The following is a 14,267-nucleotide window of genomic DNA, read 5'->3' as shown; positions in this document are numbered from 1 at the left end:
GGCAAAGTGTAGCCTTATACCCGGTCGGCCAGAATAGCCAATGTGCAGATAGCAAAAAGCCGGGTTTCCCCGGCTCTTGCGACCTGCTCGAATTTACTTGCGCTTCATCGAGAGGAAGAACTCGTCGTTGGTCTTGGTCTGCTTGAGCTTATCGATCAAGAACTCAATGGCCGCAACTTCGTCCATCGGGTGCAGCAGCTTGCGCAGAATCCACATGCGCTGCAGTTCGTCGTCGGCGGTCAACAGCTCTTCGCGGCGAGTACCGGAACGGTTGATGTTGATGGCCGGGAAGACGCGTTTTTCAGCGATCTTGCGGTCCAGAGGCAGTTCCATGTTACCGGTGCCCTTGAACTCTTCGTAGATCACTTCGTCCATCTTCGAACCGGTTTCAACCAACGCAGTGGCGATGATGGTCAGCGAACCGCCTTCCTCGATGTTACGCGCAGCACCGAAGAAACGCTTTGGCTTCTCCAGGGCGTGGGCATCGACACCACCGGTCAGTACCTTGCCGGAGCTCGGGATGACGGTGTTGTAGGCACGGGCCAGACGGGTGATGGAGTCGAGCAGGATGACTACATCCTTCTTGTGCTCGACCAGGCGCTTGGCCTTCTCGATCACCATTTCAGCCACTTGTACGTGGCGGGTTGGCGGCTCGTCGAAGGTCGAGGCAACCACTTCGCCACGCACCGTGCGCTGCATTTCGGTCACTTCTTCCGGGCGCTCGTCGATCAGCAGAACGATCAGGTGGCACTCGGGGTTGTTACGGGTGATGTTGGCCGCGATGTTCTGCAGCATGATGGTCTTGCCCGCTTTTGGCGGTGCGACGATCAGGCCGCGCTGACCTTTACCAATTGGCGCGCAGAGGTCAATGACCCGGCCAGTAAGGTCTTCGGTGGAACCGTTACCGGCTTCCATCTTCAGGCGCACGTTCGGGAACAACGGCGTCAGGTTTTCAAACAGGATCTTGTTCTTCGCGTTTTCTGGACGGTCGAAGTTGATGGTGTCGACTTTCAACAGTGCGAAGTAACGCTCACCTTCTTTCGGTGGGCGGATCTTGCCAACGATGGTGTCACCGGTGCGCAGGTTGAAGCGGCGGATCTGGCTAGGCGAAACGTAGATATCGTCGGGGCCGGCCAGGTAAGAGGCATCCGCCGAACGCAGGAAACCGAAACCGTCCTGGAGAATCTCCAGCACGCCATCACCGGAGATTTCCTCGCCGCTTTTCGCATGCTTTTTCAACAGGGAGAAAATCACATCTTGCTTGCGCGAACGGGCCATATTTTCTATGCCCATCTGTTCGGCCATTTCGAGCAGATCGGTAATCGGCTTTTGCTTGAGTTCAGTCAGGTTCATAAGGGGAGTGACGTAATCATGTAAGAAGGGAGAATTAAGCTTCTGGCTTAATGAAGCCGCGCCGCAAAGAAGGCGACAGGATCGCGTACTGATTCGAATTGGGGATGCGTCGGCGACGGCGTGCAGAGGGCACCGAAGAAACAGTGCGAGGCCGAATGTACCACTTGCTTTTTCTGGCGTCTAGTCACCGAGCAAAGAAAAGCCCCGACAAATGCGGGGCTTTTTTGACTCAGATATTGGCGTCCAGGAAGGCCGCCAGCTGAGACTTCGACAGTGCGCCGACCTTGGTGGCCTCGACGTTGCCGTTTTTGAACAGCATAAGGGTAGGAATACCACGCACGCCGTGCTTGGCTGGCGTTTCCTGGTTTTCGTCGATGTTCAGCTTGGCGACGGTCAGTTTGCCCTCATAAGTGGCGGCGATGTCGTCCAGCACTGGAGCGATCATTTTGCAAGGGCCGCACCATTCAGCCCAGTAGTCCACCAGCACTGGGCCCTCAGCCTTCAGCACTTCCTGCTCGAAGCTGGCGTCAGTGACGTGTTTGATAAGATCGCTGCTCATGGAAGTCTCCAAGGTCGTAAGCAAAAAAACGTCGCCCATCATAGCTGCCCAGATGGCGGACAGGAAGTCGCAGGCGATTGAGTGTAACTATAGTTGTGGATGACTTTGCATATCGATTTGTCACAACAACGTCACATTCCCCCGTGCAACCTGCGCCATATCAAGCCTTCCTACACTGCGCGTTGGCGTCAGCGATGGATCATGTCAGGATTGGCGGGTTAAAGACCGAGAACCCATGATCATGCCGCAAACCACAGCCAAGAACCTGTCCTTGATCGCTGCTATCGACCTGGGCTCCAACAGTTTTCATATGGTCGTCGCGAAGGCCATCCACAGCGAGATCCGCATTCTTGAGCGGCTCGGTGAAAAGGTTCAGCTGGCCGCCGGCATCAATGAAGAGCGCCAGCTCAGCGAAGAATCCATGCAGCGCGGGCTCGATTGCCTCAAGCGCTTTGCCCAGCTTATCAACGGCATGCCTGACGGCGCCGTACGTATCGTCGGTACCAACGCCCTGCGCGAGGCCCGCAACCGCGGTGAGTTCATCCGCCGCGCCGAGGCCATTCTCGGCCACCCGGTCGAAGTCATTTCCGGTCGCGAAGAAGCCCGCCTGATCTACCTGGGCGTCTCCCACACCCTGGCCGATACGCCGGGTAAGCGCCTGGTTGCCGATATCGGCGGCGGCAGTACCGAATTCATCATTGGCCAGCGCTTCGAGCCGCTGCTGCGCGAGAGCCTGCAAATGGGCTGCGTCAGCTTCACCCAGCGCTACTTCCGCGACGGCAAGATCACGCCCGCTCGTTATGCCCAGGCCTACACGGCAGCACGGCTGGAGCTGATGAGCATCGAGAACGCCTTGCACCGCCTGACCTGGGATGAAGCCATTGGCTCGTCCGGCACCATCCGCGCCATTGGCCTGGCCCTGAAATCAGGTGGCCAGGGCTCGGGCGAGGTCAATGCCGAAGGGTTGGCGTGGCTCAAGCGCAAGCTGTTCAAGCTCGGCGATGTCGAGAAAATCGACTTTGAAGGGATCAAGCCAGATCGCCGGACCATCTTCCCGGCCGGCCTTGCCATCCTCGAAGCCATCTTCGACGCCCTGGAACTGCAGCGCATGGATCACTGCGAAGGTGCCCTGCGCGAAGGTGTGCTGTACGACCTGCTGGGCCGCCATCATCACGAAGACGTGCGTGAACGCACGCTCGGCTCGCTGATGGAGCGCTACCACGTCGATCAAGGCCAGGCCGCGCGCGTCGAGCGCAAGGCCCTGCATGCCTTCGATCAGGTAGCGGCGGCCTGGGATCTGGAAGACGGCATCTGGCGTGAACTGCTGAGCTGGGCAGCCAAGGTGCATGAGGTGGGCCTGGATATCGCCCACTATCACTACCACAAGCACGGCGCCTACCTGATCGAGCACTCGGACCTGGCCGGGTTTTCCCGCGAAGACCAGCAAATGCTGGCGCTACTGGTACGCGGTCACCGGCGCAATATTCCCAAGGACAAATTTGCCGAGTTCGGCGACGACGGCGTCAAGCTGATTCGTCTGTGCGTGCTGCTGCGCTTTGCCATCCTGTTCCACCACATTCGTGGCACTCAACAGATGCCGCAAGTCACCCTGCATGCCGCAGGCGATAGCCTCGACGTGGAGTTCCCGAAGGGCTGGCTGGAGCAGAACCAGCTGACCCAGGCCGACTTCGCCCTTGAGGCGGAGTGGCTGGCCCGGGTCGGCTTCGTCCTCAGCGTACGCTGAGGACCGGGTTGCTCAGGCGCTCAAGCAGAGTCGCCTGGGCACTGCGCGGGTTCTGGTTGCCGGTTGGCATGCTGCGTACGTAGCGGCCGTCCGACTGCAGAATCCAGGCGTGGGTGTTGTCGGTCAGGTAGCCTTCCAGCTCCTTTTTCACCCGCAGGATCAGCTTCTTGCCCTCGACCGGGAAACAGGTCTCCACACGCTTGTCGAGGTTGCGCTCCATCCAGTCGGCACTGGAAAGGAACATCTGCTCCTCGCCGCCATTAAGGAAGTAGAACACCCGCGTGTGCTCGAGAAAGCGACCGATGATCGAGCGCACATGGATGTTATGCGACACACCAGCGATACCTGGGCGAAGGCAGCACATGCCGCGCACCACGAGATCAATACGCACCCCGGACTGGCTTGCCTTGTACAACGCACGGATGATCTTCGGATCGGTCAGCGAGTTGAACTTGGCGATGATGTGCGCCGGCTTGCCGTCGAGGGCAAACTGGGTTTCACGCGCGATCATGTCGAGCATGCCCTTTTTCAGGGTAAACGGCGCGTGCAGCAGCTTCTTCATGCGCAGGGTCTTGCCCATGCCGATCAACTGGCTGAACAGCTTGCCGACGTCTTCGCACAGGGCATCGTCAGAGGTCAGCAGGCTGTAGTCGGTGTACAGGCGGGCGTTGGCAGCATGGTAGTTACCCGTACCCAAGTGCGCGTAGCGAACGATCTCACCGGCTTCGCGGCGCAGGATCAGCATCATCTTGGCGTGGGTCTTGAAACCGACCACACCGTAGATCACCACGGCACCTGCGGCCTGCAGGCGGCTGGCCATCTGCAGGTTTGACTCTTCATCGAAACGCGCGCGCAATTCGATCACCGCAGTGACCTCCTTGCCGTTACGCGCCGCGTCGACCAGCGCGTCAACGATTTCCGAGTTGGCCCCACTGCGGTAAAGCGTCTGGCGCACGGCCAGGACATGAGGGTCCTTGGCGGCCTGGCGCAACAGATCGACCACCGGAGTGAACGACTCAAAGGGGTGCATCAGGAGGATGTCCTGCTTGCTGACCACGCTGAAAATATTCTCGCTGTTCTGCAACAGCTTGGGGATGGCCGGAGTGAACGGCTTGTATTGCAACTCAGGATGGCTATCCAGGCCGGTAATGCTGAACAGTCGGGTCAGGTTGACCGGCCCATTGACCCGGTACAGCTCGCTCTCGCTCAGGCTGAACTGCTTGAGCAGGTAATCCGACAGGTGCTTGGGACAGGTATCGACCACTTCCAGGCGTACCGCATCGCCGTAACGACGCGAGAACAGCTCGCCACGCAGGGCCCGCGCCAAGTCTTCGACGTCCTCGGAATCGAGCGCCAGGTCGGCGTTTCGGGTCAGTCGGAACTGATAGCAGCCCTTCACCTTCATGCCCTGAAACAGGTCATCGGCGTGGGCATGGATCATCGACGAGAGGAACACATAGTTGTCGCCCGGGCCGCCAACGTCTTCCGGCACCTTGATGACTCGCGGCAACAAACGCGGTGCCGGGATGATCGCCAGGCCGGAATCGCGACCAAAGGCGTCAATCCCTTCAAGCTCGACAATGAAGTTCAGGCTCTTGTTCACCAGCAACGGGAACGGGTGCGTCGGGTCGAGACCGATCGGTGTAATGATCGGAGCGATCTCGTCACGGAAGTAGCGCCGCACCCAGGTCTTGAGCTTGGTGTTCCAGTAGCGACGGCGGATGAAACGGATCTGGTGCTTCTCCAGCTCCGGCAGCAACACGTCATTGAGGATCGCATACTGGCGCTCGACTTCGCCGTGAACCAGCTCGCTGATGAGCGCCAGCGCCTGATGCGGCTGCAGGCCATCGGCACCCGCCTGTTCACGGGCAAAGGTAATTTGCTTTTTCAGGCCCGCTACACGAATTTCGAAGAACTCATCCAGGTTGCTGGAGAAGATCAGCAGGAACTTGAGCCGCTCCAAGAGTGGATAGGACTCGTCCAGCGCCTGTTCCAGCACCCGAATGTTGAACTGCAGTTGCGACAGTTCCCGATGGATATACAGGCTACTGTCGTCCAGGCCCGGAATGGCGATTGCCGGGGCGGCAGCCACCACAGGGGCCTCGACCACGGGCGCTTCCACCACAGGTGCCAGAACCGCTGCCGGCTCTGGCGGTGTTTCTACCATCGGCTCAGGCACTGGCTGGGCATCCTTCATAGCAGCGTCATTAAGCACTTCGTTATTCATCTAGCGTTCCTGAAGGGCGTTACTGCCCTCTCATCAATTGAGCAGCGCGAACAGCGAAATAAGTCAGGATGCCATCAGCACCTGCTCGTTTGAAAGCGGTGAGCGACTCAAGGATAACCCCTTCGCTGAGCCAGCCATTCTGAATGGCTGCCATGTGCATGGCGTACTCGCCACTGACCTGGTAGACGAAGGTCGGAACCTTGAACTCTTCCTTGACCCGGTAAAGGATATCCAGATACGGCATGCCGGGCTTGACCATTACCATATCAGCACCTTCGGCCAGGTCGGCGGCCACCTCATGCAAGGCTTCGTTGCTGTTGGCAGGATCCATCTGATAGGAGGCCTTGTTGGCCTTGCCCAGGTTAAGTGCCGACCCGACCGCATCGCGGAACGGGCCGTAATAGGCACTGGCGTACTTGGCCGAATAAGCCATGATCCGCACATTGACGTGACCGGCCAGCTCCAGCGCCTCGCGAATCGCCTGGATGCGACCGTCCATCATGTCAGAGGGCGCAACCACCTGCGCACCCGCTTCGGCATGGGACAGAGCCTGACGCACCAGGGCATCGACGGTGATGTCGTTCTGCACATAACCTTCTTCGTCGAGGATGCCGTCCTGACCATGGGTCGTGAACGGGTCCAGCGCGACGTCGGTGATCACACCCAGCTCAGGGAAGCGTGCGCGCAATGCACGGGTTGCACGCTGGGCAATACCCTCGGGGTTCCAGGCCTCGGCAGCGTCCAGCGACTTCTTCTCGGCCGGCGTGACCGGGAACAGCGCCAGCGCCGGAATGCCCAGCTTGACCCATTCGTCGGCTGCCTCGAGCAGCAGGTCGATGCTCAGACGCTCGACACCGGGCATCGACGCGACTTCTTCACGGCGATTCTCGCCGTCCAGCACGAATACCGGCAGGATCAAATCATCGACAGTCAGAACATTTTCGCGAACCAGACGACGGGAAAAATCATCGCGACGGTTGCGACGCAGGCGGGTGGCAGGAAACAAACGGTTAGCGGGGGTAAAGCTCACGGCAGACTCCTGAGCCCGCGCAGGCGGGCGAGCGCGACAGTTATAAGCAGCCATTATGACGCGTGTATGACAGCTATGGGCAACCCTGCGACTTGAGGACGCAGACATTGTCCTTGTAGGAAATGTTCACGTCGAGACACATTTGGACACTTTCCCGAACGCGCTCGAAGGGGTAGGCTGCGCGTTCATTTCGCCCAGCTTCCAGAAAATGCTCCAACAATTCCTACAGGATTTCGGCTACTTTGCCCTTTTTCTCGGTACCTTTTTTGAAGGTGAGACCATTTTGGTGCTTGCCGGATTCCTTGCGTTCCGCGGATATATGGACATCAATCTGGTGGTATTAGTTGCTTTCTTCGGCAGCTACGCCGGCGACCAGCTCTGGTACTTCATGGGCCGCAGGCACGGGCGCAAGCTGCTGGCGCGCAAGCCGCGCTGGCAACTGATGGGCGACCGCGCACTGGAACATATTCGCCGTCACCCGGACATCTGGGTACTCAGTTTCCGTTTTGTCTACGGCTTGCGTACCGTCATGCCAGTCGCCATTGGCCTGTCCGGCTACCCGCCACGCCGCTATCTGCTGCTCAATGGCCTCGGTGCCGCCATCTGGGCTGCGGCACTGGGCGCAGCTGCGTACCACTTCGGGGCCATCCTCGAAGGCCTGTTGGGTAACGTGAAGCGTTACGAACTATGGGTGCTCGGCGGTTTGCTGCTGCTGGGTGGCCTGTTGTGGTTGCGTCGGCGCTTCAGGGCCGCTCGTATTGCCAGGAAAGAAGCGGCTGACGCGCTGCAAGCCAATATGGCGGCTGGTGTGGAGGCCGATCAGGGCGAGGACACTGACGCCGCTGTAAGCGAGCAGCATGAGCCACCCCGGCGTCGTAACAGCCCATAACCCCACCTGCCCGGCCAGCGCCATGGCCGGCAGATTCAGTAGCAACCGCGCGCATTCCAGCCGAAAGGCCCAGGGCCGATTCTCCAGCACGGCGCCCAGTGCATACAAACCCAACGCCATCAGGCACCAGCCCAGGCCAAGCGCCGCCAGCGACAACTGCTCACCCTGCGCCAGCAGGTAGCTGCCAAAGGCGACGTAAACGGCAAACTGCACCACCCCGTACAGTTGCGTTGGCCAGCCCAACGGGACCTCGAACTTCTGGAAACGACTCAGGTCCTGCTTGGCATGCGGATAACGCCGAGCCACATCGACCGGGCGCCAGCCAGTCGGCATGAACCAGATTCGCACCGCGTCCCACCAGCGCTCAGCGCGCCGGGCGTCTGCCCACAACTGCGCATAAACCTGCAGGTTGGCCCAAAGCGGGTTCCAACTGGCCAAGGGCGTGGTCACACCGAAAACAACCGGTTCCTTGTCGTCTTCCTCACGGAACGTGCCGAACAGGCGATCCCAGAAAATGAACACGCCACCATAGTTACGGTCCAGGTACACAGGGTTCTGAGCATGGTGTACACGGTGATTGGACGGTGTAACAAACACCCACTCAAACCAGCCGAGCTTGGGAATATGCCGGGTATGCACCCAGAACTGGTACAGCAGGTTCAGCGCCGCGACGCTGACAAATACCAGTGGTGGCACACCCAGGACAGCCAACGGCAAGTAGAAGATCCAGGAGAAAATGAAGCCAGTGCTGGTCTGGCGCAAAGCAGTGGAAAGGTTGTAGTCCTCGCTCTGGTGGTGCACCGAATGTGCCGCCCAGAGCACATTGCGCTCATGCCCGAAGCGGTGCAGCCAGTAGTAACAGAAGTCATAGCCAACAAAGGCCAGCCCCCACACCCAGAAGCGCTCGGCAGGCAGGGCAAACAGCGCCAGATGCTCCCAGGCCACGGCGTACGTTACCAAGCCAACGCCCTTGGTCAGCAAACCACTGGTGGTCGACAGCACACCTGTGCTGAGACTATTGATAGCATCGGCCACGCGGTAATTGCGCATGCCCCGCCAATGGTCGGCCAGCAGCTCCAGCGCAATCAGCACAAAGAAAAAAGGCACCGCATAGAGGATGAAGTCCATGGCCCGTCCACCGTCAGGTTGTTCACCCAGATTAGGCCGGGTTCGCTGGAATCCCTATGGCGACAACTGCCAAATTAGAGGACATTTAGCGCCTCGAATCGGGAGGAGTAAGCATGACTAAAAAAGTTGCAGTAATTCTGTCCGGCTGCGGCGTCTACGACGGTGCGGAAATCCACGAGAGCGTGATCACCCTGTTGCGCCTCGATCAGCGCGGCGCCCAGGTGCAGTGCTTTGCACCGAACATTGCCCAGATGCATGTGATCAACCACCTGACCGGCGAAACGATGCCCGAGTCGCGTAACGTGCTGGTGGAGTCGGCTCGCATTGCCCGCGGCAGTATCAAGGACCTGCAAGAGGCCGATGCCAAGGACTTCGATGCCCTGATCGTGCCTGGTGGTTTCGGGGCAGCAAAGAACCTGTCGAATTTTGCCACCGAAGGCGCGGGCTGCAGCGTGCACCCAGACGTGCTGGCCGTGGCCGAAGCGTTCGCCGAAGCCGGTAAACCGGTGGGGCTGATCTGCATTTCGCCGGCCCTGGCAGCCAAGATCTATGGCCCGGGAGTGATCTGCACCATCGGCAACGATGCCGGCACCCGCGCAGCGATCGAAAAAATGGGCGGCACCCACCAGGAATGCCCGGTCGATGAGATCGTCGAAGACACTGCACGCAAGCTGGTAAGCACCCCGGCCTACATGCTGGCCCAATCGATCAGCGAAGCAGCCGCGGGTATCAACAAGCTGGTGGACCGGGTGCTGGAGCTGGCCTCGCAGGACGACTGAGTCGCCCTACCCCGGGAACTCGCGTGCCAGGCGCGTGAGGATGCGGTCCAGCGAGTTGGCGAATGCCTGCTTCTCGCGATCACCGTAAGGCGCCTGGCCACCCCCCACCTGGCCCTGCTCACGCAGATCGGTAAACAGGTTACGCACCGCCAGGCGCTCGCCCATGTTGTGTGGGTCAAACTCACGCCCACGTGGGTCGAGCGCGGCGACACCCTTCTTGATCAGGCGATCGGCCAACGGCACATCGCTGCAAATCACCAACTCGCCGGGAACCGCATGTTCGACGAGGTAATCGTCGGCAGCATCCGGACCACTCGGCACCACGATCAGCCTGACACACGCAAACGCGGGCTTGATCTGGCTTTGCCCAGCGACCAGCACCACCTCGAGTTGGCGCTTGAGGGCGAATTTGACGACCTGATCCTTGGCTGCCTTGGGGCAGGCATCGGCATCGATCCAGACACGCATGGTTATATTTTCCGGAAGAACAGGCGAACAGTATCCCTGCTCGCCTGCCCGGCTTCAAATCAACCGACCTGCACCCGGCGCTTTTCAGCCAGGCGGCTGCGCCCATACAGTGTCGCAACCGCCAGCAGCGCCACAGCCTGAGCCGCCAGCGAATAGGCGTCAGCGTGAATGCCCAGCCAGTCGAACTCAAAGAACGCCACAGGCCGAGTACCGAAGACACCGGCCTCTTGCAGCGCCTTGACCCCATGCCCGGCAAACACTACCGAAAGGGCGCAGAGCAGGCCGGCATTGATGCTGAAGAACAGGGCCAACGGCAGCTTCGCCGAGCCACGCAGAATCACCCAGGCCAAACCAACCAACAGCACCAGTGCCGTGGCCCCACCGGCCAGCACCGCGTTGTGGCCCGCCGGGCCCGCTTGCAGCCAGAGGGTTTCGTAAAACAGCACGACCTCAAACAGCTCGCGGTAAACCGAAAAGAATGCCAGCAAGGCAAAGCCAAAACGCCCACCGCCACTGACCAGGCTGCTCTTGATGTAATCCTGCCAGGCAGCCGCATGACGGCGATCATGCATCCACACGCCAAGCCAGAGCACCATCACACTGGCAAACAGTGCCGTGCAGCCTTCAAGCAGTTCGCGCTGGGCGCCGCTGACATCAATCACATAGGCGGCCAATGCCCAGGTTGCCAACCCCGCCAGCAACGCCAGCCCCCAACCAATGTTCACCCCGCGCACCGCTGCGGCCTGGCCGGTGTTGCGCAAAAAGGCAATGACAGAGGCCAACACCAGAATGGCCTCCAGGCCCTCGCGCAGCAGAATCAACAGACCGGAAACAAAGCTCAACGACTGACTCAGGCCACCGCCACCGAGCAGTTCTTCGGCTTTGGCCAGCTTGCTCTTGGCAACCTCAAGCTTCTGGGCAGCCTGAGCCACTGGCAAACCGTCCTGCAGCGACTGCCGGTAGGCCATCAACGCCCGCTCGGTGTCCTTGCGCGCGTTGGTGTCGAGGTTATCGAGCGAGCTTTCGACCAGTTCGAAGCCTTCCAGGTAGGCGGCAACGGAAAGGTCGTAGGCCTGTTCGCGATCACCGGCCCGGTAAGCTGCCAGGCTCTTGTCCAGCGTACTGGCGGTATAACCCAACAGTTGTGAGGCGCCACGCTGCACCTGCGGCGGCTGGGCTCGCTGGGCGCGGAACACGGCGACGGCATCAGCCCCTTCGTTGGCCTGGACCTCCAGAGGGGTATGCCGCGCCAGATCAGCGAGGTTGAATTTCCTGTCACTCTTGGCCTTGGCCGGGTCGGCGGTGAAACCTGCGATGTAGGCAGCCAAATCCCAACGCTGACGCTCATCAAGCTGATCGGCAAACGACGGCATGTCCGTGCCTTCGATACCCAGGCCGAGGGTGTTGTAGAGGTCAAACAGGCTCAACCGGTCCAGCCGCTCGCTGCTGGTCAGGTTGGCGGGCGGCGGCGTCAGGCCTACACCTGCCGGGCCGTCACCCACACCGTTGTCACCGTGACAGACAGCACAATGCTGGGCATACAACGGGGCGCCACGAACAGGGTCAGGCGTGATGACCGGTGCCTGGCTTACCTCATACGCCGCCGCCAACTGAGCCCCCAATTGCCGGGCCTGAGTGGCCACCACGGTTGCTTCCTCACGCTGGCTGACCGCCTCACGCAATTGCGCCACACCCTGCTCCAGTGCCTGGCGCTCAGGGCGCTGCGGCAGCGCACTGATCAAACCCTGCAACACCCCCAGGAATTCAAGCTGCTCACGGTACTCAGAAGGGTCTACCACCTTCCCTGCCTCAACGGTTGCCGGGTAATCGGCGCCAATGTAATCGAGCAGGTGCAATGCCTGGGCGGCGCCCTCAACCGTACCGGCAAACAGAGAGGTGCTGCTCAACGCCAACACTGGCCAAAGCAACCAGGCAAGCAAACGGAAGCGGGAAGTCATGAGCGAATCTCGAACAAGAATGCGTGGCATTACATTGTTCACTTCCATTGATTCACACTCAAGGCTTGCGAAGGTCTGCCTTGAAAAAAATTGTCACAAAATCAGGTGGTAAACGCCCTGCGTGTAATCCGCCGCCCGTCGGGTCGTATTCTCTGATGGCAAAACAGGAAGATCCCGAGTCAAAACGCCATTAATTAGCCAGCAAATTGCGCTTATAATGCCGCGCCATTTCATATAGCGAATGGAAATTTAGGCTCCTCTGTTAATGAGGATTTGGAACTAGCCGTTCAAAGGGATAACAGCCTCCCGCCTGTTGTGGCTCTTCATTGATCAGGGAAGAAGGTTTCAGATGGCATCCCGTGTCCTTACCGTCGCATCACTCTGTGCGATCGTCCAACTCACTGGTTGCGCGGCTTTTCGCAACTACGACAGTGAACTCCAACAAACCAACCAACACTTGAGCAGTGGCAACGTCGATGCGGCCCTCGCTTTGTTGGAAAAAAACAATAAAGGCGAAGACAAGGACCTGCTCTACTACTTCGAGAAAGGCGAACTGCTGCGCTCCAAAGGCGATCTGGCGGCCAGCCAACAGGCGTGGCACCAGGCCGACAATGTCGTGTTCAAATGGGAAGAGTCGGTAAAGCTGGACACCGGCAAGTACCTGGCCCAGTTCGGCAGCTACCTGGTCAATGACAAGGTGCGCCGTTATGAAGGCTACGACTACGAAAAAGTCATGCTCAGCACCCAGATGGCGCTGAACCTGCTGGCCCTGAATGACTTCGATGCTGCCCGTACCGAAATCAAGAAGACCCATGAGCGTGAAGCGGTCATTGCCGAACTGCGCGACAAGGAATACCTCAAGCGCGAAGAAGACGCCGAGAAAGAAGGCATCAAGACCGAGTACAAAGACCTGCAGGGTTATCCGGTTGCCGCGCTCGACGCGCCAGAAGTGGTCGGTTTGAAAAACAGCTACCAGAGTGCCTTCAGCCACTACCTGTCCGGTTACGTCTATGAAGCCTTGGGCGAACGTGGTCTGGCCGCGCCTGGCTACCGCAAGGCTGCCGAATTGCGCCCGAACACCCCACTGTTGGAGCAGGCGCTTCTCGACCTGGACAAACCTGCGGCCAAAAACAACGACAGTGACGTGCTGATCGTGGTGCAAAGCGGTCTGGCGCCAGCCCGTGACTCGATTCGCGTGCCGTTGCCACTGCCCATCAGCGGTAATCTGGTGATCACCCCGCTCTCCTTCCCGATCATCAAGGAAGACACTTCCACGCCGCGGTTTTCGCAAATCGGGCTGGACCGCAACACCCTTGAGCTGACGGCCCTGAACAGTACCACTGCCATGTCTCGCCGCGCACTGCGCGATGACATGCCCGGTATCATCCTGCGCACCAGCGTGCGTGCGATCAGCCGCGGCGTCGCCCAGAAGCAGCTCAACGACACCAACCCGCTGGCCGGTCTGGCCGTCGGCATCGCCTCGGCTGTCGTCGAAGGTGCCGACACCCGCACCTGGCGCACCCTGCCAGACGATACCCAAGTGGTCCGCGTACGCATGAGCCAGGGCGAGCATACCCTGAGCCTGCCTTCGAACCTGGGCGGCACACAGGTCAAGGTCAAAATCGAGCGACCCTATCAGGTTGTGACCCTGCGCGTGGTCGGCAGCCAGGTCTACGCCGGCGGCCCTGCTACCCAAGTCATCCCGAACACCGCTGCCCAGGCTGTCGCCAGCATCAAGTAACCCAAAGGAAGCGCCATGCGAATCAAACTCCTCGCAGCCTTGACCACCGTTGCCCTGCTGGCCGGCTGCGCGACCCCGCCGCCACCAGCACCCGGCAGCGCCGCCAGTAAAGTCGTGGTCATGGGCAAGTTGAAAAACATTGAGGTCGGCCAGATGCGGGTTGCCCGCGAGAACGGCTTTCTCACCGTCAAGGTGTCACTGAACAACACCAGTAGCAGCAACAAGGCGATGTTCTACCGCTTTGCCTGGTTGGGTAACGATGGCTTCCCTGTAGCCGACGAAGAAGGCTGGAAAACCCTGACCCTGTACGGGTCGCAATCCAGCATTCTGCCGGCCATCGCGCCCGTGCCACAAGCCACCGACTTCCGTCTCGAAGTCCAGTCGCAGTAAT

At 59.8% G+C, this 14,267-nt stretch carries 11 protein-coding genes and 1 pseudogene; 5 read left to right on the top strand and 7 right to left on the bottom strand.

The annotated features are described in order from the left end of the window. Positions 1-93 precede the first annotated feature (93 nt). Positions 94-1,353 carry a transcription termination factor Rho gene (gene rho / locus CS390_RS01285; protein ID WP_065758020.1) on the bottom strand — a complete coding sequence of 420 codons (1,260 nt, stop codon included), beginning with the start codon at positions 1,351-1,353 and terminating at the stop codon, positions 94-96. 229 nt (positions 1,354-1,582) lie between these two features. After that, positions 1,583-1,912 (bottom strand): thioredoxin TrxA, encoded by a 330-nt coding sequence (gene trxA / locus CS390_RS01280; protein ID WP_099773297.1) that lies wholly within the window; start codon positions 1,910-1,912, stop codon positions 1,583-1,585. 241 nt (positions 1,913-2,153) lie between these two features. On the opposite strand from trxA, the gene ppx reads away from it, so the two are divergent. After that, complete coding sequence (gene ppx, locus CS390_RS01275; RefSeq protein ID WP_065758070.1) at positions 2,154-3,656, top strand: exopolyphosphatase; 1,503 nt, start codon at positions 2,154-2,156, stop codon at positions 3,654-3,656. Here the strand turns inward: ppx and ppk1 are convergent. Beyond that, positions 3,643-5,883: a polyphosphate kinase 1 gene (ppk1, locus tag CS390_RS01270; protein WP_099773296.1), complete on the bottom strand. Its 2,241-nt coding sequence runs from the start codon at positions 5,881-5,883 to the stop codon at positions 3,643-3,645. The two genes, ppx and ppk1, sit on opposite strands and share 14 nt — an antisense overlap. 19 nt (positions 5,884-5,902) lie before the next feature. Next, positions 5,903-6,913 carry a porphobilinogen synthase gene (gene hemB, locus CS390_RS01265; protein ID WP_065758023.1) on the bottom strand — a complete coding sequence of 337 codons (1,011 nt, stop codon included), beginning with the start codon at positions 6,911-6,913 and terminating at the stop codon, positions 5,903-5,905. A gap of 208 nt (positions 6,914-7,121) precedes the next feature. Here hemB and CS390_RS01260 point away from each other — a divergent pair, with 208 nt between their 5' ends. Further along, positions 7,122-7,802, top strand: coding sequence for a DedA family protein (locus CS390_RS01260; RefSeq protein WP_177442388.1), 681 nt, complete (start codon positions 7,122-7,124; stop codon positions 7,800-7,802). 549 nt (positions 7,803-8,351) lie between these two features. On the opposite strand, the pseudogene CS390_RS25205 reads toward CS390_RS01260, so the two are convergent. Then, a pseudogene (locus CS390_RS25205) lies at positions 8,352-8,852 on the bottom strand (sterol desaturase family protein); the annotation flags it as partial. Positions 8,853-9,043: 191 nt separating this feature from the next. On the opposite strand from CS390_RS25205, the gene elbB reads away from it, so the two are divergent. Continuing rightward, a complete protein-coding gene (gene elbB / locus CS390_RS01250; protein ID WP_099773294.1) occupies positions 9,044-9,709 on the top strand; it encodes an isoprenoid biosynthesis glyoxalase ElbB in 666 nt (221 codons plus the stop codon). 6 nt (positions 9,710-9,715) lie between these two features. Here the strand turns inward: elbB and CS390_RS01245 are convergent, their stop codons facing one another. Both CS390_RS01245 and CS390_RS01240 read right to left on the bottom strand, forming a co-directional pair. Further along, positions 9,716-10,177 (bottom strand): YaiI/YqxD family protein, encoded by a 462-nt coding sequence (locus tag CS390_RS01245; RefSeq protein ID WP_065758026.1) that lies wholly within the window; start codon positions 10,175-10,177, stop codon positions 9,716-9,718. 59 nt (positions 10,178-10,236) lie between these two features. Then, positions 10,237-12,135 (bottom strand): cytochrome c/FTR1 family iron permease, encoded by a 1,899-nt coding sequence (locus CS390_RS01240; protein ID WP_099776503.1) that lies wholly within the window; start codon positions 12,133-12,135, stop codon positions 10,237-10,239. Positions 12,136-12,484: 349 nt separating this feature from the next. On the opposite strand from CS390_RS01240, the gene CS390_RS01235 reads away from it, so the two are divergent. Together CS390_RS01235 and CS390_RS01230 are read left to right on the top strand one after the other, a co-directional pair. Further along, complete coding sequence (locus CS390_RS01235; RefSeq protein ID WP_099773293.1) at positions 12,485-13,876, top strand: COG3014 family protein; 1,392 nt, start codon at positions 12,485-12,487, stop codon at positions 13,874-13,876. Positions 13,877-13,891: 15 nt separating this feature from the next. Then, the gene (locus CS390_RS01230; RefSeq protein WP_065758028.1) at positions 13,892-14,266 is read left to right on the top strand and encodes a YcfL family protein; all 375 of its coding nucleotides are present in this window, start codon (positions 13,892-13,894) and stop codon (positions 14,264-14,266) included. The last annotated feature ends 1 nt before the right edge of the window (position 14,267 follow it).

It is taken from the genome of Pseudomonas sp. HLS-6 (assembly GCF_002753995.1).
In the GTDB taxonomy this organism is placed as follows: Bacteria; Pseudomonadota; Gammaproteobacteria; order Pseudomonadales; family Pseudomonadaceae; genus Aquipseudomonas; species Aquipseudomonas defluvii.
Note: the sequence above shows the minus strand (reverse complement) of the source record. Positions and strands in the feature narration are given on the sequence as shown.